This window comes from Pectobacterium polaris, assembly GCF_002307355.1.
Taxonomy (GTDB): Bacteria; Pseudomonadota; Gammaproteobacteria; order Enterobacterales; family Enterobacteriaceae; genus Pectobacterium; species Pectobacterium polare.
The window spans coordinates 238,207-255,305 of the sequence record NZ_CP017481.1 but is presented as its reverse complement, the minus strand read 5'-3'; the positions used below and the strand labels follow the sequence as shown (position 1 = coordinate 255,305).

Sequence of the window (17,099 nt, the reverse complement as noted above, 5' to 3'; positions counted from 1 at the left end):
CCGGTTGATTTGCCATTGGATTAGGGGGCATTGTATATGCCACTCGTCCGAAATAACACAATATACCCGTCATACTTCAAGTTGCATGTGCGTTGGCTACGATCAGTCGCCCGAATCACTTACTCAAGTAAGCTCATCGTGCTCCTTCGCTTGCCGCCTGCCTGAAACTCGAATTATTTAGGGTATACGTATTATAGAGAGACAACGAACCTGTCACGATTAAGGAGATAACATGGCAAAACGCGTTCAGTTCCGAGCTTATGGTGGCCCAGAGGTTCTGCAATATGTGGATTTCACGCCTGCCGACCCCGCAGCGGGAGAGGTTCAGGTTGAGAACCGCGCCATCGGCATTAATTTTATCGATACCTATATTCGCAGCGGCCTGTATCCGGTGCCTGATTTGCCTTCCGGGCTGGGAACCGAAGCGGCGGGCATTGTCACGAAAGTCGGGGCCGGGGTTAGCGTGCTGAAAGTTGGCGATCGCGTGGTGTATGCGCAGTCCGGACTCGGCGCGTACAGCGACGTGCATAACGTGGTGGCGGAGAAGGTGGCGTTGTTGCCGGATGCCATCAGCTTTGAGCAGGCGGCAGCCTCTTTCCTGAAAGGGTTGACGGTTTACTATCTGCTGCGCCAGACGTATGAAATCAAGCCAAATGAAGTCTTCCTGTTCCATGCCGCAGCAGGTGGCGTTGGGCTGATTGCCTGCCAGTGGGCGAAGGCGCTGGGGGCGAAGCTGATTGGGACGGTGGGCTCCGATGAGAAAGCTGAGCGGGCAAAACAGGCAGGTGCCTGGGCGACCATTAATTACCGTACCGAGAATATTGCACAGCGCGTCGCAGAACTGACCGATGGGCAGAAGGTGAGCGTCGTGTATGACTCCGTTGGGAAAGATACCTGGGAAGCTTCTCTCGATAGCCTGCGCCGTCGCGGATTAATGGTCAGCTTCGGTAATGCGTCCGGGCCGGTCACCGGCATCAATCTGGGGATTTTGAACCAGAAAGGCTCGCTGTACGTCACGCGTCCGTCGCTGTTTGGCTACGTGACGAACCGTGCCGAACTCGAACAGGCCAGCAATGAACTCTTTTCACTGCTCGCCAGCGGGGCGATTACGGTAGACGTGCCGCAGAACCAGAAATTCGCGCTAGCAGATGCGCAAGCCGCTCATCGGGCACTGGAAAGCCGCAGCACGCAAGGCTCCTGCCTGTTAATTCCGGGCTAATCACTCAATGAGGTTATCGCGTTCTGGCGATAACCTCGCTTCTCCTTCCTCGCTTTTTCCATGCAGGGAAAAGGGAGGCCGATAGTATTACTTCTTAACAAAAAAACCAAAATACTCTGTTTGTTTTTTAAACACCCCTCTGTAGGATTTGACGAAAAATAGATTAAGACGGTCATTCAGATCCTGTGCCTTGCTCGTTATCTGCGCCGTATATCAATCCCAATAAGCAGAGTCGAACGCATATGTCGCGTCTGGCAGTGAGCATCGGTTCCACGGCATTTTTTCAAAAATGGTTCTCTCTTTACCTCTTCGCTATCTCGATTGTTGTTTTCACAGGTTATTTCTCGCCTGATTTTGAACACACTAAAGAAGGATGTGAGTATGAGATCCATCAAGCGCCTGCCAACACCCCCAACCCGAAGCATTCTCGGGCATATTGATTACCTAAAACGAAGTGATGTTCATCTACAGATGCTGCGGTGGAAAGAGCAGTACGGCCGCTTTTATCGCTTAAGGCTGGGGCTTACGTCCGCGATAGTGATTGCCGACGTGGAATGTATTCGCACCATCATGAAATCCCGCCCTGACGAATTTCGGCGAATCAACAGCATTGAATCCGTGTTTCAGGAAGCCGGGTTGAACGGTGTTTTCTCATCGGAAGGGCAACGCTGGGAGCATCAGCGCAGACTGACGGAGCCGATGTTTCAGCCCGCCCATCTGAAATATTTCTATCCCAGTCTCAGGAAGGTAACCTCCCGGCTATCTGACCGTTTCGCGATGCTGGCTGAAACTGGGGAAACCGTTGTCCTCGTGGAAGAATTCAAGCGCTATACGGTTGATATCACGTCATTACTGGCTTTTGGTGAAGACGTGAATACGCTCGAACAGGGGGAGAACCCGCTGTCGCAAAGCTTGCGTCGCCTATTTCCTATGATTAATTCCCGCAGTGGTTCCTTGTTTCCTTTATGGCGGTACATCAGGCGGGAGCAAGATAAGCAGTTCGATGCAAGCCTGAGCCTGATTCGTGAATACGTTGATGGATTTATTTATCGCCAGCGGAAACGCATCCGGTTAAATCCGCAATTAATGGAAGCGCCGGAAAATATGCTACAGGTGATGCTCGCCGAGCAGAAAAAAGACGGGACGCTGACAGATGACGACATTATGGCGAATGCGATTACGCTCCTTATCGCAGGGGAGGACACAACGGCGAATACGCTGGCTTGGATGAGTTTTCTCCTGTGTTCGTCGCCTTCGGTAGAAGAGTGCGTTTTTCAGGAGTGCAAAGAGGCGGCTGATGGAGCTGGGGCTATCCTTCCGTGGCCGCTGCCGCGTATGCCTTGGCTCACCGCCGTGATGTATGAGTCAATGCGGCTCAAGCCCGTTGCGCCTCTGCTGTATCTTGAGCCAACGAAAAACACCGTCATTGATGATTTCCTGATCAAAAAGGGCACGCCTTTGTTGCTGATGCTGAATGCGAGCGGGTTCGATGACGCGCTGTTTCAGCAGCCCTATGATTTCATGCCTGAGCGGTGGCTTGAACGTGGAAAGGCCTCTTTTTCCGATCTCCAGCCTTTCGGTGGTGGTCCACGCATGTGTCCCGGACGGTCGCTGGCATTAATGGAAATTAAACTGGGGTTTCACGCGCTGTGCAGTGGGTTCCGCGTCGAGGCGCAGCAGCCTGCATCGGACGTCACCGAGAACTTTGCTTTTACGATGTCGCCATCGGGTTTTCGCGTGAAGTTACACAAGCGCGAGCCGTTGCAGTAGCAAAGCTGGACGTGGTGTGTGAGTGAACGTGCTGAGGTCAGGGAAGGCGGTTGCTGAGTGACAAAGCCTGACAATAATACCGACTCGTTAAGAGTCGGTATTATTGCCTGAAAGGCCTTGGCCGTTACGCTAATTTCATCAGACTGTATGTAGGGTACAGCGTGGTGATCGTCACGAAAGTGCCGCTGTGCGGCTATTATTTCCCTGACGATGATGAAATCGTGTGGCTTTTTGCCACCATGGTTTATTTACCATGTGTAGTTTGCTCACCCTTTAAACCACAATCGGGTGTCAAACTGTGGCGTCATCCTAGCAGCCACATCAGGGAAAAAATATCTGCTGGCGCACACTTTTGTACTAAAACAGGCCGTACTCAAACATGTAGTATTCAAACAAGGTGGTGTTAAACACGGCCTTGCCCGTCATTTTCGCGCGCAACTCATTTTCGTGTAACCCAGATTTTTCCCTTTCTGGCATTACCACTCATTTCCGTTGCGCTGGCGATACGTGTATTTTCGATAGGTATAGCGGTGCGAGTTGTAGACAGGTCGACCGCTAAATTTTCGCCACAGCCACACCGCCGCGACGGCTACAATCAGCCACGGCAGCACCTTTATCGCGATGCTAAACAGCCCACCAATCAACATAAAAAGGGACGCCACAAACAGTGCTGCAATCACGCCCAGCAGTGACACGCCCGTCAACATCAGCATGATAAAAAAGCCAATAACGAAGAAAATTTCCAACATGGTGTGCTCCTGTAGCGGTTAAACCGTATCTTACGCAGGGAAGAAAGGGTTCTGCGTGCTACATAAGCTATAACAAGAATCATGCCAAGATGCGCCGCTGGTAAGTGATTGATTTACCAGCGGCGTCAGGAAGAGAAATGAAAGAGTGTTGATGAAAAACACTAACTGTTAGTATTTTTTAAACCAGATTAACCAGCGCCAGCGCACGCTCAACCACCGCAGCATCGGCACCGGGTTTGTGGGCGTTTTCGCTCAGATAGCGTCGCCACTGGCGAGCGCCGGGAATGCCCTGAAACATGCCGAGCATGTGACGCGTGATGTGGCCTAATGACGCGCCGCCAGAGAGTTCGCGCTCGATATAGGGATACATGGCTCGCACCACGCCAGCCAGATCCGGCGTGGCGGTATCGATGCCAAATAGCTCACGGTCGACCTGCGCCAGAATACCAGGATTTTGGTAAGCCTCACGGCCCATCATCACGCCGTCCAGATGCTGTAAGTGCGTTTTGGCTTCTTCCAGCGTTTTGATGCCGCCGTTGATGGCGATAGTGAGCGCCGGGAAATCGCGCTTGAGCTGGTAAACGCGCGGATAATCCAGCGGCGGAATCTCCCGATTCTCTTTCGGGCTCAGGCCCGATAGCCAGGCTTTGCGCGCGTGGACGATAAAGGTATCGCATTCGCCGCGTTCGGCGACGGTTTGAATAAAGTCGCACAGGAATTCATAGCTGTCTTGATCGTCAATGCCGATGCGGGTTTTCACCGTAATCGGGATTGAGGTACTGTCTTTCATCGCCTTGATACAGTCTGCCACCAGCGCCGCTTCGCCCATCAGGCAGGCACCGAAACGGCCATTCTGTACACGGTCAGACGGGCAGCCGACGTTCAGGTTAACTTCATCATAGCCGCGTTGTTCTGCCAGTTTGGCACACTGCGCCAGCGCTTGCGGATCGCTACCGCCGAGCTGTAGCGCCAGCGGATGTTCTTCTTCGCTGTAGGCCAGATAGTCACCTTTGCCGTGAAGAATCGCACCTGTCGTCACCATTTCAGTATACAACAGCGTCTGACCAGTCAACTGGCGAAGAAAATAACGGCAATGGCGATCGGTCCAGTCCAACATCGGCGCGATGGAGAAGCGGTTAAGGTGAGAAGCGCGGGAGTCGGTGGATACCGTGTTGTGTGTACCTGATTTTACGTCGGTCATGGTTTGTCAGTCATCGTTTCGTGTGTGTCTGGCGGTATTGTCTGAGGTTATCTTTGCTGGCGCTGACTATAGCACAGGGAGCGGGCCGTGACTGATAGCTATCTTACTCAGGTTAGGGGACATGCGTCTTTAGTGCGCGACAACCTGAGATCAATAAATATAAATTACGACGTTAGCTAAGCATTAATAAATATTTTAACAAACTTGTCGATGTCCCATTCTTTGGTATCAGAGACTTGGCCATCACCAATTTCTATCAGGCGAAGTTCACCAGAAGCGTTTTCAACCATATCAATCGAGAAAAAGGGTGAACTGATATGCTGTGCTATTTCAATAACAAGATCTGGAACAATACCGTCAGAGGAGTACACGTTATTTCTAAAGGAAAAATAGCGCCTTTCACTGGTTTTTATAATATCTTCAACTTTTCTTAGACTAATTCCACCTTCGATGTCGCCACGGAATTTCTTAATAGAGGCTATTATTTCTCGGATCTCTTCAGCATTTTTAGCGATAGAACCTCTGGATGTGGTTAGTGACTTAACATAGTCTTTAACGAAATAGGTGGACCATTTTAGCTGGTTAATAATCTGGTCGAAGTCATCATCTTCTTTTACGAAAACCGTGTCAGGTGTGTATTTCCCACATGATTTATACCATCCTGTAATATGATGGCTTGAGAGATAGTCCTCTAAGGAAACGAGCATGTTACCGCCATTCTGATTTACAGCGTCGCTCAATCCTCTATATTCATCAGATTTGAGCATCCAGCCTCGCCAAATGGCGGGCGTATTCGGTTCAAAGCCCTTTGAAAATTTGTATTTTCCGTTTGATACATGCTGTGTTGATAATAATAGGCAGGATAAACCACTTTCTTTTGCAGAATGATATTCCGCCTCAAAAATCTCATCTGCTTTGGAACCATCAAAGTAATCACTAGGGTAAATTATATTCATGTAAATTATCTCAAAATGGATAGTATTAATATCACATAATTTATCACACTTCTTAAAAGTAAACAGCTTATCTCCAGCATGAAAGATATCTCTTTCGTCAGTGCAGGAGTTGGTTAATTACTGGTGTTCTACGCTGAAGTTATAAATCAGATTAATAAAACATCTCCGGTGTTTTTTATACACTAACTAAGTACTGCATATCTCATATTATATTTAGAATGCTGTTGGCTATAATTAATGCCTCAGGGTCTTTTTATTATGGATGTGACAGAACGTTAATTCCATTCCCTAAATAAATTAATATAGAGAGGTTAATTATGTTAGAAGCCGGAACGTATTCTAGTGAAGATGGTAAACATACACTAGTCATTACCGATCCTGATTTTGCAGGAGCAACATTTACTGGGACATTCACCGCAAAAGATACACCTGTAGGTGAATACATTTATCAAGGCGAGTCTTTCTCTGGGTCATGGCTCTATACTGCTGGACGGGCCACGATTAATTTAGGTGTTGCATGTACCTATCGTAATAATATTGGCGGTTATAACTATGTCATTCGTGACTATTGGGTTGGAACATCAACGGATACCCCTCAACAAATTACGTTAAGCGGCAGCCGTTCATATACCACGATTAGTGGTGGCCAACAGCGCTTCTCGTTTGAAGACGTTGTTTTTACCCGCCAGCCAGACTGATTACATTCGTCATAGCCTATCATTAATTCGGGTTTCTGCTAAGCCTCGACCATTTCGTCGAGGCTTTTTTGATCAAGTAATCCCTAGGGAAAATCAATGCAGTTCAACTTCCCAGTCTTCATAAGGCGGTTCGACGGTGAAACTGGGGTCGCAGTATTGTCGTAAATAGTCTGTCGCCGGTTTACGTGCAGAGTTTTGCTTTAGGCAGGATTCATCGTTACAACATTGGAAGGTTTTCAGGTAGGTTAGATTGCTTGATTCAACCCTAAAAGCGCTAACAAATTTCTGAAGGTTCGGCGAGAGGGTCGTTGTGATAAATGCTGGTATTTAAAAACTTTTTTCAAAAAAGCATGATCGTTATCAATAGTATTTTTTTGAGTCTTCTTTACTCTGCCACGAGGTTCTTCTCTAACTAAAAATCATGAAAAAAATACTGATAATAGCCTTATGCCTATTAATGACAGGTTGTGCTGCGCGTGACGATCAAGGTCAGATTATCCATAATGCCGATGGGAGTGAAAAAATTAGTTTTTGGAGAACAACAGGGCTCATTGTTGGTGTACCGCTATTCATTTTGAGCGTAGTAGTCGCTGCTGAATCCGATGATGAGGATTCAAAGAATGACTACCCAGGAAGGTGTCGCTATGAGTACGATATTGCAATTGATGGTTCTAGGTGTGGTTTGAGAGCTACAGATTCACGTCTTGGCGGTTATTAAAAGAAAAGGGAGCAGGCCGTTGGCGTACTCCCTTAATGAAGGTTGATGCGGACGATTATGCGGTGGCGTGGCTGACCATCTGTGTCAGCACCTTGCGCCATGCGTCTACCTGACCCAGATAGTTTGAGGCTGGGATTTGCTGGAAATTCCCGTTGGCGTCTTCCAGCGCAAAAGTAGGGAAGCCTTGTCCACGTACTTTCGCCAGTAATTCCCGGCTAGCGTTGATGTGTTTTGACAGCGTTTCTGCCTGAATAAAAGCGAACTCGGTGCTGAAAGCCTCGCCATCCAGACCGATTGCTTCCGCACACTGACGCAGCACGGCGGCGTCGACGATTTTTAGCCCGGAAACGTAGTGCGCACGCTCGATCTCGTGCAGCATCACCATGCCTTTATCATCCATCGCTTCCGCAGCGAGTACGGCAGCAGTCGGCGGCGCGGAATCCAGCACGACGCTGGTGTCGCGTAGCAGCCCTTCGTAATACGCTTCCCCGAAGGTTTGCCCGGTCATTTGTGCAATGCGGCGATCGTGGGGGATCACGTAATCGTGCCACTCCGGGGTGATGGTGCGGCTATTGCTGCCCGTCATCATACCGCCGCCGTGGAGGATCAGATCCAGCCCGTCAATCTCCAGCGCTGCCAGCGCGAGTGGGGCGGCACCGTAGCACCAGCCACACAGCGGATCGTAAATGTAATGCAGTCTTACTGTGGCCACTTCATTTCACCTTTCAGGACTTTGGCGCTCAGTTCAAGACCCGACTCTTCTTTCAGCGTCGGGTAGTGTTTTTTCATTGCTGCGATCAGCTCGGCAGAATCTTTGCTTTTTGCCAGCTCTTTTTCCACCGTATCCAGATATTGCAGCGTAAACGTCACGTTTTTCAAGGTGTAATCCGTTGGCGCGATAAAGTGACCCGGCGCGACGGTTGTTGGCTTCAGCGCTTCAATGGATTTCAGCGTGTCACGCCAGTGAACGCGAGATTCTGGCGTTTGGGTATCGGCAAGCCAGACGTGGATATTGGCAGACACCGGAATACCGCCGACTACGGCTTTCAGCGAAGGGATCCAAACATAAGTGCGATCCGGCGTTGGCCCTTTCAGTCCTTTCACTTCCAGTTTTTTGCCGTCAACGGTAAAGCTATCGCCTTCCAGTGCTTGAGGAACCACGATCTCCTTCGGCGCGTTTTCTTTCAGGACCGGGCCCCAATGCGCAACCTTGCCGTCTTTGCTGGCGTTGATCGCGTCGATAGTCGCCTGAGTCGCAATAATTTTCGCGTCTGGGAAAGCGGCTTTAATCACGTCCAGACCGAAATAGTAGTCAGGGTCGGAATGGCTGATATAGACGGTAGTCAGTTTTTTTCCGGTGGCTTTGATGCGATCAACCAGCGTTTGAGCATCGTTACGCTGGAACTGTGCATCGATCAGCGCAACTTCTTTATCGCCGCTGATAATTTCAGAAGAAACCGGGAATATGCTGGCTTCACCTGGATTAAACACGTCGATTTTTAACTCGGCGGCGTTAGCCGCAGAAGCCAGACCCAGCGATGCAGCGAGTAAAGATACGGTAAAAGCGACAGATTTAGACATGGTGATACTCCACAGGTATGACAGAAAGTGGGTTCATGTTATGTTGCATTAATCGTACGAAAAACCGCAAAACGGGCAATTGTTTGTTGCATAAAACGGACTAATTTATGGATCGTATTACAGCTGCTGAAGTGTTTGTAACGATTATAGACCGCGGTAGCATGATTGCGGCGGCAGAGACGCTGGATATGTCTCGGGCGATGGTGACGCGCTATCTGGCGGAGATGGAAGCATGGGCGGGAGCGCGGCTATTGCACCGCACCACGCGCAAGCTGAGCCTCACGGATGCGGGTGAAAAAACGCTGGTGCGCTGTCGGGAAATGCTGGCGCTGACGGAGGATATGCGCGTCGAGGCCGATACCGACGATGCCACGTTAAGTGGTTTGCTGCGCGTCAGCTGTTCGCAGTCGCTGGCACAGGGGGCGCTCGGTATGGCGATAACGGCTTTCCTGCGACGGCATCCTCGAGTCGCTATCGATCTGCAAATGAATAACCGAACGGTGAATCTGGTCGAGGAACGTATCGATCTAGCGCTGCGCATCACCAACGAGCTGGATCCCAATCTGATTGCCCGACCGCTTTCAAGCTGTGAGTCGGTGCTGTGTGCATCGCCTTCTTATCTGAATGAGCACGGGATTCCGCGACAGCTGACCGACCTCTCGATTCATAACTGCCTGACCTACACCTATTTCGGCAAAAGCCTGTGGCATTTTTCCCGTGGTGATGAAAAATTTACGATTCCCGTTAGCGGTAACCTGAGCGGCAACGAGTCGCTGGTGCTGCTGGCGGGCGCGCTGGAAGGGGCCGGCATCGCGCTGCAACCGCGCTATTCTGTTGCACCTTATCTCGCTAGCGGACAGTTGGTGGCGCTGTTGCCGGAATACCGCCCGCAGGCGATGGGGATTTACGGTATTTACACCTCGCGCCGCCAGATGCCTGCTGCGCTGCGTACCCTGTTGGATTTTCTGGTGGAATGGTTTGCTCACGATCCTCGCTGGCGGGCGCTGGCACAGCCATCTACGATGTGACGGCGCTAATCGCAAGCGAATTACGTTATTAGCGCTGCAAGACCTGCTCCAGACGGGAAGGCACATCGGCGGCATACTGCTTGAGTTGAGCAATCACGGTATCGACCAACGCCGAAGCAGGGCGATGCAGCGGACGAATCAGGCTGACCGTAAAGGGCACGTCGATGCTGAAAGGCCGCACGACCACGCCGGAGGCGGCATAATCCAACGCGGTGAGTGGGTTAACGATCGACAGCCCGATGCCCGCCCGCACCATCGCACACACGGACGCCGCGCTGTGAGTTTCCAGTACCATCCTGCGCGACACGCCCTGTTCCTGAAACAGCTTATCCAGCAACTGGCGATAGCTGTCGGCGCTCGACAGGCTGATAAAGGGTTCATCGGCAAAATCCTGCGGCGTGAGTACCGCTTTTTGCGCCAGCGGATGCCCGGCAGGTAACACGCACACTTCATTGAGTAACATCAGCGTTTGCCGTTCTGTACCCGCGGGCGTGAGGCTGTTTTCCGTTAAGCCCAAATCGTGGCGCTGGGCAGACAGCCACTCTTCCAGCAGCGGCGACTCTTGCGGAATGATGTGCAGATTAAGCAGTGGGTAACGCGCCAGCAGCGTTTTGCAGGCATCGGGCAGCAGCGACTGCGAGAACACGGGAAGGCAGGCAATCGAAAGCTGTGCCTGCTGAAAACGGCGAATATCGCTGGCGGCGTTGATGATCCGATCCAGCCCATAATACGAGCGCTGCACTTCTTCAAACAGCTGTAGCCCCTGCGCGGTGGGGTAAAGCCTGCCGCGCAGTCGTTCGAACAGCGTCATCTGAATTAGCTTCTCAAAGCGTGCCAGTTCGCGGCTGACGGTCGGCTGCGACGTGTTCAGCAGGTCCGCTGCTTCCGTCAGATTCCCGGTCGTCATGACTGCGTGGAAAATTTCGATGTGCCGTAAGGATATTGTCATGATGTTTTCCCTCTACCCATATCAAAAATGAATAGAGTCTGCGTAAAACGATATTTGTTTACCAGAATGGTAACGCCGTATAGTTAATTCAACCACTTTTGGTAACTTTTAATGCATTTATGGATAATTGGTAATTATTTATGCCACACGATCTGAATGACGTAACCCATGCTCTGAACGCGCAAAGCCTGCGTGAACTGCCTGCCCGCTTTGGTTGCCCGGTTTGGGCCTATGACGCGCAGACTATCGTTAACCGCATCGCCCAACTGCGCCAGTTCGACACCATCCGCTTCGCGCAAAAGGCGTGTTCCAACACGCACATTTTGCGCCTGATGCGTGAGCAGGGTGTGAAAGTGGATTCGGTATCGCTGGGTGAGATCGAGCGTGCGCTGATTGCAGGATTTGTACCGGGCACCGACGCGCATGAGATCGTGTTTACTGCCGATCTGCTGGATCGTCCGACGCTGCAACGTGTTTCTGAACTGAACATTCCGGTGAACGCCGGCTCGGTCGATATGCTGGAACAGCTGGGTCAGCAGTCGCCGGGGCATCCGGTGTGGCTGCGCGTGAATCCGGGCTTTGGTCATGGTCACAGTCAGAAAACCAATACCGGCGGTGAGAACAGCAAGCACGGTATCTGGTACGGCGATTTGCCGCTGGCGCTGGCGCACATTCAGCGTTATCAACTGAAGCTGGTGGGAATCCACATGCACATTGGTTCCGGCGTCGATTACGGCCATCTGGAACAGGTGTGCGAGGCGATGGTGCAGCAGGTCGTTGAACTGGGTCAGGATATCGAGGCGATTTCAGCGGGCGGCGGGCTGTCGATTCCCTATCGTCACGGCGAAGAAGCGATTGATACCGAACACTATTACGGGCTGTGGAACGCGGCGCGTGAGAAAATTGCCGCGCATCTCGGTCATCCGGTGACGCTGGAAATCGAGCCGGGACGTTTTCTGGTCGCGGAATCCGGCGTGCTGGTGGCGGAAGTACGGGCGATAAAATCCATGGGAAGTCGCCACTTCGTGCTGGTTGATGCCGGGTTTAACGATCTGATGCGTCCGGCGATGTACGGCAGCTATCACCACGTTTCTCTGCTGCCGGGCGATGGCCGCGATATTAGTCAGTCCACGCTGCGCGACAGCGTGATTGCCGGGCCGCTGTGTGAGTCTGGCGATGTGTTTACCCAGCAGGCGGGTGGCGGCGTGGAAACGTTCGCGCTGCCGGATGCGCAGGTTGGCGACTATCTGGTCTTCCATGACACCGGCGCGTACGGTGCATCCATGTCCTCGAACTACAACAGCCGTCCGCTGTTGCCAGAGGTGCTGTTTGAAAACGGTGAACCGCGCCTGATTCGCCGTCGCCAGACGCTGGACGAGCTGCTGACGCTGGAAGCACTTTAATCGAGATTATTCGACTGGATCGGGGGAGAAGCCTTCTGCTTTTCCCCCGAATGTGCAGCCTGACGCAGGCGATCCCTTTTCCTGTTGAAGGTGATACGCCAGTCGAACGTCATTCCGGCGGCGGACAGCAGAATGGCGACCGCCCCGGCAAGTTGCATCGCGTCAAGTCGATGCCCAAAAGCCACCCAGTCGACCAGCGCCGCGATAACGGGATAGATAAACGACAGTGCGCCAACCAGCGCGGTCGGGATCTTCTGGATCGCGCTGTATAACAGCGTCGACATCAGCCCGGTATGGATCACGCCAATCGCCACAAGCATTCCCCACTGCGAAGTCGTAGGAGAAGTAGGCACTGCCGCGAAGGGTACAAGAACCACGACGCCAACGAGCAACTGTATCAGCACCAGCAGGTGCGGCGGGATCCCTGACAACTTTTTCGTTATCGCAGCTGCCACGGCGTAGAAGAATGCCGCACCCAATGCCATCAGCACGCCGGACAGATAGCCTTTGCCATCGCTGTCGGCTCCCGTTTGGGCGCTGACGATCAGGACGATGCCGCCAAAGGCGCACAGTAACCAGCTGGTTTTGTTGAGGGTCAGCGCTTCCCTGAAAAAGATCGCGCCTAGCCCCACGAGCATAAAGGGCTGCGTGTGATAAACCACTGTGGCGACGGCGATAGAGGCGTGTGCATAAGCGCCAAATAGCAGCGTCCAGTTGAGCACCAGTGCCAGGCCGCCGAGTACGGCAATGCCCGCCTGCTTTCTGCTAATGATGCCTCGCCGCAGCAAGCCCAATAGCCCGCAGACGATTAACATCGTCAATGCGCCTAACGCGCAGCGCCAGAAGACGGCTGTCATCGCGGGTTGCCCTGCTGTTAAAACGAACCAGCCAACCGTACCGGAAATGATCATCGCGAGAGTCATTTCTATCGTGCCGCGAGTCTGTGGTGTCATCTTTTTCCTGCCTGTCAGTGTGAAAAGTGTGCTGCTATAGCGAACAAAATTTTTTATAATGAACAACAGGACAAAATAATGAACACAAACCACTTGTTCGTCAAGTCGAACAAGTGGACATTATGGTGAACACTATGACGATCGATAATCAGGAAAATGGCGCGCAGGAAATCACGCCTATTGCACGGCTGGCCGTTGCTATTCGGCGTGAACGTGAGCGGTTAAACCTGTCAGTCACCGAGCTGGCAAAGCGCGCAGGGCTGGCAAAATCAACGCTTTCGCAGCTGGAAACCGGGGTCGGCAATCCAAGTCTGGAAACGCTCTGGGCGCTGGCGATGGCGCTTGACGTGCAGGTCAGCCAGTTGATTGGTCAGTCTCGCCAGCATGTGCAGGTGATTCGGGCTAACGAAGGCGCAGCAACTTATTCGGAGCAGGCAAACTATGCCGCAACGCTGCTGGCGGCGTGTCCAGCAGGTGTGCATCGTGATATCTATCGGCTGAAGGTACAGCCGGGGGAAGCCAGAGTCTCCCAACCGCATAAACCGGGGACGATCGAACACGTGATTCTGAGCAGCGGTCGCGCCAGAATTGGGCCTGTCGCACAGCCCGTTGAACTGAGCGCGGGGGATTACATCAGCTACTCCGCCGATGTCCCGCACCTGTTTGACGCGCTGGAAGCGGATACGAGCGCGGTGATGCTGATTGAGCATGGCTAAAGAGGCAAACCCCGTGCAGGCTGTTTGCGCGGGGCGTAATTTTACGGTGAGTTTTACTTAGCGTAATACGGCCCTTTCTGTACTGACTCGCGCAGCTTGAGTTCGCCAGTGAAGGGCTGTAGCGGATTGACGTCTTTGCCTGCGAGCAGATCCAGCACTTGCGTAATTGCAGTGGCGGCCATTTCTTCAATCGGCATGTAGACGGTGGAAAGAGAAGGGTGCAGATAGGTCGCGCAGGGTTCATCGTCAAAGCCGAAGACGGAGACATCCTGCGGTAATTTTTTCCCTGCCTCGTACAGCGCTTTCATTGCGCCAATCGCCATGTGATCGTTGCTGACAAACAGCGCGCTAAAGCTGACGCCGCTGTCCAGCAGCTGGCGTGCGGCCTGATAGCCGCTGGCGACCATGCTGGTTCCGTGCGCCACCCGACGCGGATCAACCTCGATCTGATGGGCGGTTAATGCCTGCTGATAGCCCGCGAGCCGCGCTTGCGCCGTCGGCGTTTTCATCGGTGCGGTGATAAAAGCGATCTCACGGTGGCCCTGCTCAATCAGGTAATTGACCACGTCAAACGCGGCCTGCTGCTGACGGAAGAAAATACAGCGTTCCCGTGCCTGCGGCAGATCGCGATTCATCACGATCATCGGAATGGTCAGCGTGTCGAGCAGCGTCATGAGGTCCGATTCGGACATATAGCGGGTATAGAGGATAATGGCGTCGCATTGTCTGTCAGACAGAAGCTGTACCGCACGATGCTCATCTTCCGGCGTATCGTGCCCGTCGGTAACGATGAGGTGCTTACCGTTGCTTTCCGCGATATCCGCCGCACGACGCAGCAGGCGTCCAAAGTAGGGGCCGTCAAAATTGGAAATAACGAGACCAATACTGTTTGAAGTACGACGAGCCAGCGAACGCGCCAGAAAGTTAGGACGGTAGCCTAACTCCTCCATTGCCTGATATACGGCATCGCGTGTTGCCTGTTTGACCTGACCTGTGCCGTTGAGCACTCTGGAGACGGTCGCTTTAGACACTCCTGCACGTCTTGCCACCTCAAGCATGGTTTTCATCGCTGCACCTTAATTGAGTATGATGACGGGCTAAAAACGCCTATTCATCCCTGTTACGAACATCATGCGCCATGTTACCACAGGCATATTGTTGGATTTAACGCCTGATGTTCGTTTCTCAACCAGATTTTTGTCAATTTTGTGATGCAGCCATTTCACGGCGTAACAAGACAATCTCTTCCGCCAAATCCCGGCATAGCATGGCGGTCATCAAATGATCCTGCGCATGTACCATGATCAGGTTGACGGGCACCTTGCCTTCCCCTTCGTCCAGGCCGATCAGCCGTGTTTGAACGCGGTGAGCCGCACGAGCCGCTTCTTGTGACGCCGCGAGCAGATCGTCAGCCTGTTGCCACTCCCGTTGGCGCGCCGCCTGAATGGCCATCATGGCGTTTGAGCGCGCTTCACCCGCATTAATCAGCAGTTCCATCACGGTTTGTTCCATATCGAATGCAGGAACGTTTTCTGTGTCTTTCATCGTAGGTTTCCTTATCGCAGTCAGGAAAGCAGCCTCAGCCGGCTGAGAATTTATATAGTAGAGAGTTTATGGTATGCCAAAAATCACATTTTCATCATATTGGAATTCCAATATCGTCTTGTGAGAATCATGTCACAGAAAAATAATTCATTATGGTTGATTTTTGGTATGCCAAACGCGAAAGCGCGGTACCTGCATTTACCCTGCGCGTAACGGCCATCCCGCGTGTCACACGCGATATAACAATATGATGATGAAAGAGGTGGTGTTATGTCATTTAAGGACCAACTGATTGATTCATTGGGCTCCTTTGCCAATAAATTTAACAGTCTGCGTTACATTATGGCGATTAAGGCATCCTTTATTACGCTGATGCCTGTCATTATCGTCGGGGCGTTCTCCGTTCTGATTTCCAACATGGTGATGGACCCGAAAAATGGTCTGGCCAGTTTTTCTATGTTTTCGTTTCTGGCGGAACTGAAACCGATTATGAGCGGCATTAACTACGCCACGCTCAGCTTTCTGACTATCGGTGCCGTCTTCCTGATTGGTATTGAACTCGGGAAGATTAACGGTTCACGCGGGTTGTTTCCTGGCCTGCTGGCGGTGATCTGCTTTATTGCCGTCACGCCAACCACGATCGAAATGGCCGTCAACGGGCAGATGATGGTGGTGAAAGATGTGCTGGCGAAACAGTTCTCCGATACCAAAAGCCTGTTTCTAGGGATGTTCATCGCCATCCTGTCTGTCGAGATGTATACCAAGCTGCAAAATGTCGATCGGCTACAGATTAAAATGCCAGACAGCGTGCCGCCCAACGTCGCGGCCTCTTTTTCGGCGCTGTTCCCTTCCATCATCACGGTGGTTGCTATCGCCACCTTTGGGTTTGTGTTTCACCGCGTGACGGGCATGTACCTGTATGACGCGGTTTATAAAGTCGTACAGCAGCCGCTGGAATCCGTGGTGCAAAGCCTGCCTGGTTTACTGGTGCTGATGTTTGTCGCTCAGCTGTTCTGGGTGATCGGGATTCACGGCAACCAGATGATTAAACCGATTCGTGAACCGCTGCTGCTGGGGGCGATTGCCGTCAACATGACCGCGTTCGAACAGGGGCATGAGATACCGAACATTATCACCATGCCGTTCTGGGATGTGTACATGAGCATCGGCGGTTCCGGCCTGACCATTGGCCTACTGCTGGCGGTGATGATTGCTTCCAAGCGCAAAGAGATGAAAGAGATCGCCAAAATTTCTTTCGGCCCCAGCGTGTTCAATATTAATGAGCCGGTGATTTTTGGTATGCCGATTATGCTCAACCCAATTCTGGCTATTCCCTTCATTATCACACCGTTAGTGACGGGCACGATTGGCTATTTCGCCACTAGCATGGGATTCGCGGGCAAAGCCGTGGTGATGGTGCCGTGGACGACACCGCCGATCATTAACGCCTGGCTGTCGACGGCAGGATCGATGGGGGCCGTCGCGACACAGATCGTATGCATCATCGTCGCGATGCTGATCTATCTGCCGTTTGTCAAAGTGGCGTCCCGTCGTGCCGAGCTGGCGCAGTTGGAAGCAGAAAAGCAGGCCGCAGCGGAAAAAGCCTGAAATGG

General features: G+C 52.1%; 18 protein-coding genes. 8 read left to right on the top strand and 10 right to left on the bottom strand.

Going from position 1 to position 17,099, the window contains the following annotated elements; all coding sequences use genetic code 11:
* Nucleotides 1–232: 232 nt before the first annotated feature.
* Together BJJ97_RS01150 and BJJ97_RS01145 are read left to right on the top strand one after the other, a co-directional pair.
* Nucleotides 233–1,219, top strand: coding sequence for a quinone oxidoreductase (locus tag BJJ97_RS01150; RefSeq protein ID WP_095992839.1), 987 nt, complete (start codon nt 233–235; stop codon nt 1,217–1,219).
* Nucleotides 1,220–1,600: 381 nt separating this feature from the next.
* On the top strand, nt 1,601–2,989 hold the full coding sequence (locus BJJ97_RS01145; RefSeq protein WP_095992838.1) for a cytochrome P450: 1,389 nt from the start codon (nt 1,601–1,603) through the stop codon (nt 2,987–2,989).
* A 476-nt stretch (nt 2,990–3,465) separates the two neighbouring features.
* On the opposite strand, the gene pspG is transcribed toward BJJ97_RS01145, so the two are convergent.
* The 3 genes from pspG to BJJ97_RS01130 all read right to left on the bottom strand — a co-directional run bounded on the left by pspG (nt 3,466) and on the right by BJJ97_RS01130 (nt 5,895).
* Nucleotides 3,466–3,738 carry an envelope stress response protein PspG gene (gene pspG, locus BJJ97_RS01140; RefSeq protein ID WP_095700514.1) on the bottom strand — a complete coding sequence of 91 codons (273 nt, stop codon included), beginning with the start codon at nt 3,736–3,738 and terminating at the stop codon, nt 3,466–3,468.
* 178 nt (nt 3,739–3,916) lie between these two features.
* On the bottom strand, nt 3,917–4,939 hold the full coding sequence (gene dusA / locus BJJ97_RS01135; RefSeq protein ID WP_095992837.1) for a tRNA dihydrouridine(20/20a) synthase DusA: 1,023 nt from the start codon (nt 4,937–4,939) through the stop codon (nt 3,917–3,919).
* A gap of 176 nt (nt 4,940–5,115) precedes the next feature.
* Nucleotides 5,116–5,895, bottom strand: a complete 780-nt coding sequence (locus BJJ97_RS01130) for an ATP-grasp domain-containing protein (protein WP_095992836.1) — start codon at nt 5,893–5,895, stop codon at nt 5,116–5,118.
* Between the two features lie 317 nt (nt 5,896–6,212).
* On the opposite strand from BJJ97_RS01130, the gene BJJ97_RS01125 reads away from it, so the two are divergent.
* Nucleotides 6,213–6,593 (top strand): hypothetical protein, encoded by a 381-nt coding sequence (locus BJJ97_RS01125; protein ID WP_095992835.1) that lies wholly within the window; start codon nt 6,213–6,215, stop codon nt 6,591–6,593.
* 93 nt (nt 6,594–6,686) lie between these two features.
* Here the strand turns inward: BJJ97_RS01125 and BJJ97_RS22500 are convergent, their stop codons facing one another.
* Nucleotides 6,687–6,833, bottom strand: a complete 147-nt coding sequence (locus BJJ97_RS22500; protein WP_422662169.1) for a DUF7677 family protein — start codon at nt 6,831–6,833, stop codon at nt 6,687–6,689.
* 181 nt (nt 6,834–7,014) lie between these two features.
* On the opposite strand from BJJ97_RS22500, the gene BJJ97_RS21805 reads away from it, so the two are divergent.
* A complete protein-coding gene (locus BJJ97_RS21805) occupies nt 7,015–7,311 on the top strand; it encodes a hypothetical protein (protein WP_099606215.1) in 297 nt (98 codons plus the stop codon).
* 55 nt (nt 7,312–7,366) lie between these two features.
* On the opposite strand, the gene BJJ97_RS01120 is transcribed toward BJJ97_RS21805, so the two are convergent.
* Nucleotides 7,367–8,023 (bottom strand): DsbA family protein, encoded by a 657-nt coding sequence (locus BJJ97_RS01120; protein ID WP_095992834.1) that lies wholly within the window; start codon nt 8,021–8,023, stop codon nt 7,367–7,369.
* Nucleotides 8,011–8,892, bottom strand: a complete 882-nt coding sequence (locus BJJ97_RS01115) for an MBL fold metallo-hydrolase (RefSeq protein WP_095992833.1) — start codon at nt 8,890–8,892, stop codon at nt 8,011–8,013. The genes BJJ97_RS01120 and BJJ97_RS01115 overlap by 13 nt, the downstream gene beginning before the upstream one ends.
* Before the next feature lie 107 nt (nt 8,893–8,999).
* Between BJJ97_RS01115 and BJJ97_RS01110 the strand changes: the two genes are divergently transcribed.
* Nucleotides 9,000–9,920 (top strand): LysR family transcriptional regulator, encoded by a 921-nt coding sequence (locus BJJ97_RS01110; protein WP_095992832.1) that lies wholly within the window; start codon nt 9,000–9,002, stop codon nt 9,918–9,920.
* Between the two features lie 28 nt (nt 9,921–9,948).
* On the opposite strand, the gene BJJ97_RS01105 is transcribed toward BJJ97_RS01110, so the two are convergent.
* Nucleotides 9,949–10,872 (bottom strand): LysR family transcriptional regulator, encoded by a 924-nt coding sequence (locus BJJ97_RS01105; RefSeq protein WP_095992831.1) that lies wholly within the window; start codon nt 10,870–10,872, stop codon nt 9,949–9,951.
* 137 nt (nt 10,873–11,009) lie between these two features.
* Here BJJ97_RS01105 and lysA point away from each other — a divergent pair, with 137 nt between their 5' ends.
* On the top strand, nt 11,010–12,272 hold the full coding sequence (gene lysA / locus BJJ97_RS01100) for a diaminopimelate decarboxylase (RefSeq protein WP_095992830.1): 1,263 nt from the start codon (nt 11,010–11,012) through the stop codon (nt 12,270–12,272).
* On the opposite strand, the gene BJJ97_RS01095 is transcribed toward lysA, so the two are convergent.
* Nucleotides 12,269–13,225: a DMT family transporter gene (locus BJJ97_RS01095; RefSeq protein WP_095992829.1), complete on the bottom strand. Its 957-nt coding sequence runs from the start codon at nt 13,223–13,225 to the stop codon at nt 12,269–12,271. The genes lysA and BJJ97_RS01095 overlap by 4 nt on opposite strands.
* Nucleotides 13,226–13,347: 122 nt before the next feature.
* Here BJJ97_RS01095 and BJJ97_RS01090 point away from each other — a divergent pair, with 122 nt between their 5' ends.
* Entirely contained in the window at nt 13,348–13,941 is a 594-nt protein-coding gene (locus BJJ97_RS01090) for a helix-turn-helix domain-containing protein (RefSeq protein WP_095992828.1), read from the top strand.
* A gap of 53 nt (nt 13,942–13,994) precedes the next feature.
* On the opposite strand, the gene BJJ97_RS01085 is transcribed toward BJJ97_RS01090, so the two are convergent.
* Both BJJ97_RS01085 and BJJ97_RS01080 read right to left on the bottom strand, forming a co-directional pair.
* Nucleotides 13,995–15,008 carry a LacI family DNA-binding transcriptional regulator gene (locus BJJ97_RS01085; protein ID WP_095992827.1) on the bottom strand — a complete coding sequence of 338 codons (1,014 nt, stop codon included), beginning with the start codon at nt 15,006–15,008 and terminating at the stop codon, nt 13,995–13,997.
* Between the two features lie 133 nt (nt 15,009–15,141).
* Nucleotides 15,142–15,486, bottom strand: coding sequence for a PTS lactose/cellobiose transporter subunit IIA (locus BJJ97_RS01080; RefSeq protein WP_010279161.1), 345 nt, complete (start codon nt 15,484–15,486; stop codon nt 15,142–15,144).
* A 270-nt stretch (nt 15,487–15,756) separates the two neighbouring features.
* Here BJJ97_RS01080 and BJJ97_RS01075 point away from each other — a divergent pair, with 270 nt between their 5' ends.
* Nucleotides 15,757–17,094 (top strand): PTS sugar transporter subunit IIC, encoded by a 1,338-nt coding sequence (locus BJJ97_RS01075; protein ID WP_010279159.1) that lies wholly within the window; start codon nt 15,757–15,759, stop codon nt 17,092–17,094.
* The last annotated feature ends 5 nt before the right edge of the window (nt 17,095–17,099 follow it).

Bases quoted from the DNA above. Each gene is read 5' to 3' on its own strand.
- dusA (WP_095992837.1), bottom strand. From the start codon at position 4,939: ATGACCGACGTAAAATCAGGTACACACAACACGGTATCCACCGACTCC.
- BJJ97_RS01125 (WP_095992835.1), top strand. From the start codon at position 6,213: ATGTTAGAAGCCGGAACGTATTCTAGTGAAGATGGTAAACATACACTA.
- BJJ97_RS01075 (WP_010279159.1), top strand. From the start codon at position 15,757: ATGTCATTTAAGGACCAACTGATTGATTCATTGGGCTCCTTTGCCAAT.
- BJJ97_RS01150 (WP_095992839.1), top strand. From the start codon at position 233: ATGGCAAAACGCGTTCAGTTCCGAGCTTATGGTGGCCCAGAGGTTCTG.
- BJJ97_RS01090 (WP_095992828.1), top strand. From the start codon at position 13,348: ATGGTGAACACTATGACGATCGATAATCAGGAAAATGGCGCGCAGGAA.
- BJJ97_RS01110 (WP_095992832.1), top strand. From the start codon at position 9,000: ATGGATCGTATTACAGCTGCTGAAGTGTTTGTAACGATTATAGACCGC.
- BJJ97_RS01085 (WP_095992827.1), bottom strand. From the start codon at position 15,008: ATGAAAACCATGCTTGAGGTGGCAAGACGTGCAGGAGTGTCTAAAGCG.
- BJJ97_RS01095 (WP_095992829.1), bottom strand. From the start codon at position 13,225: ATGACACCACAGACTCGCGGCACGATAGAAATGACTCTCGCGATGATC.
- BJJ97_RS01115 (WP_095992833.1), bottom strand. From the start codon at position 8,892: ATGTCTAAATCTGTCGCTTTTACCGTATCTTTACTCGCTGCATCGCTG.
- pspG (WP_095700514.1), bottom strand. From the start codon at position 3,738: ATGTTGGAAATTTTCTTCGTTATTGGCTTTTTTATCATGCTGATGTTG.
- BJJ97_RS01080 (WP_010279161.1), bottom strand. From the start codon at position 15,486: ATGAAAGACACAGAAAACGTTCCTGCATTCGATATGGAACAAACCGTG.
- BJJ97_RS01145 (WP_095992838.1), top strand. From the start codon at position 1,601: ATGAGATCCATCAAGCGCCTGCCAACACCCCCAACCCGAAGCATTCTC.
- BJJ97_RS01130 (WP_095992836.1), bottom strand. From the start codon at position 5,895: ATGAATATAATTTACCCTAGTGATTACTTTGATGGTTCCAAAGCAGAT.
- lysA (WP_095992830.1), top strand. From the start codon at position 11,010: ATGCCACACGATCTGAATGACGTAACCCATGCTCTGAACGCGCAAAGC.
- BJJ97_RS21805 (WP_099606215.1), top strand. From the start codon at position 7,015: ATGAAAAAAATACTGATAATAGCCTTATGCCTATTAATGACAGGTTGT.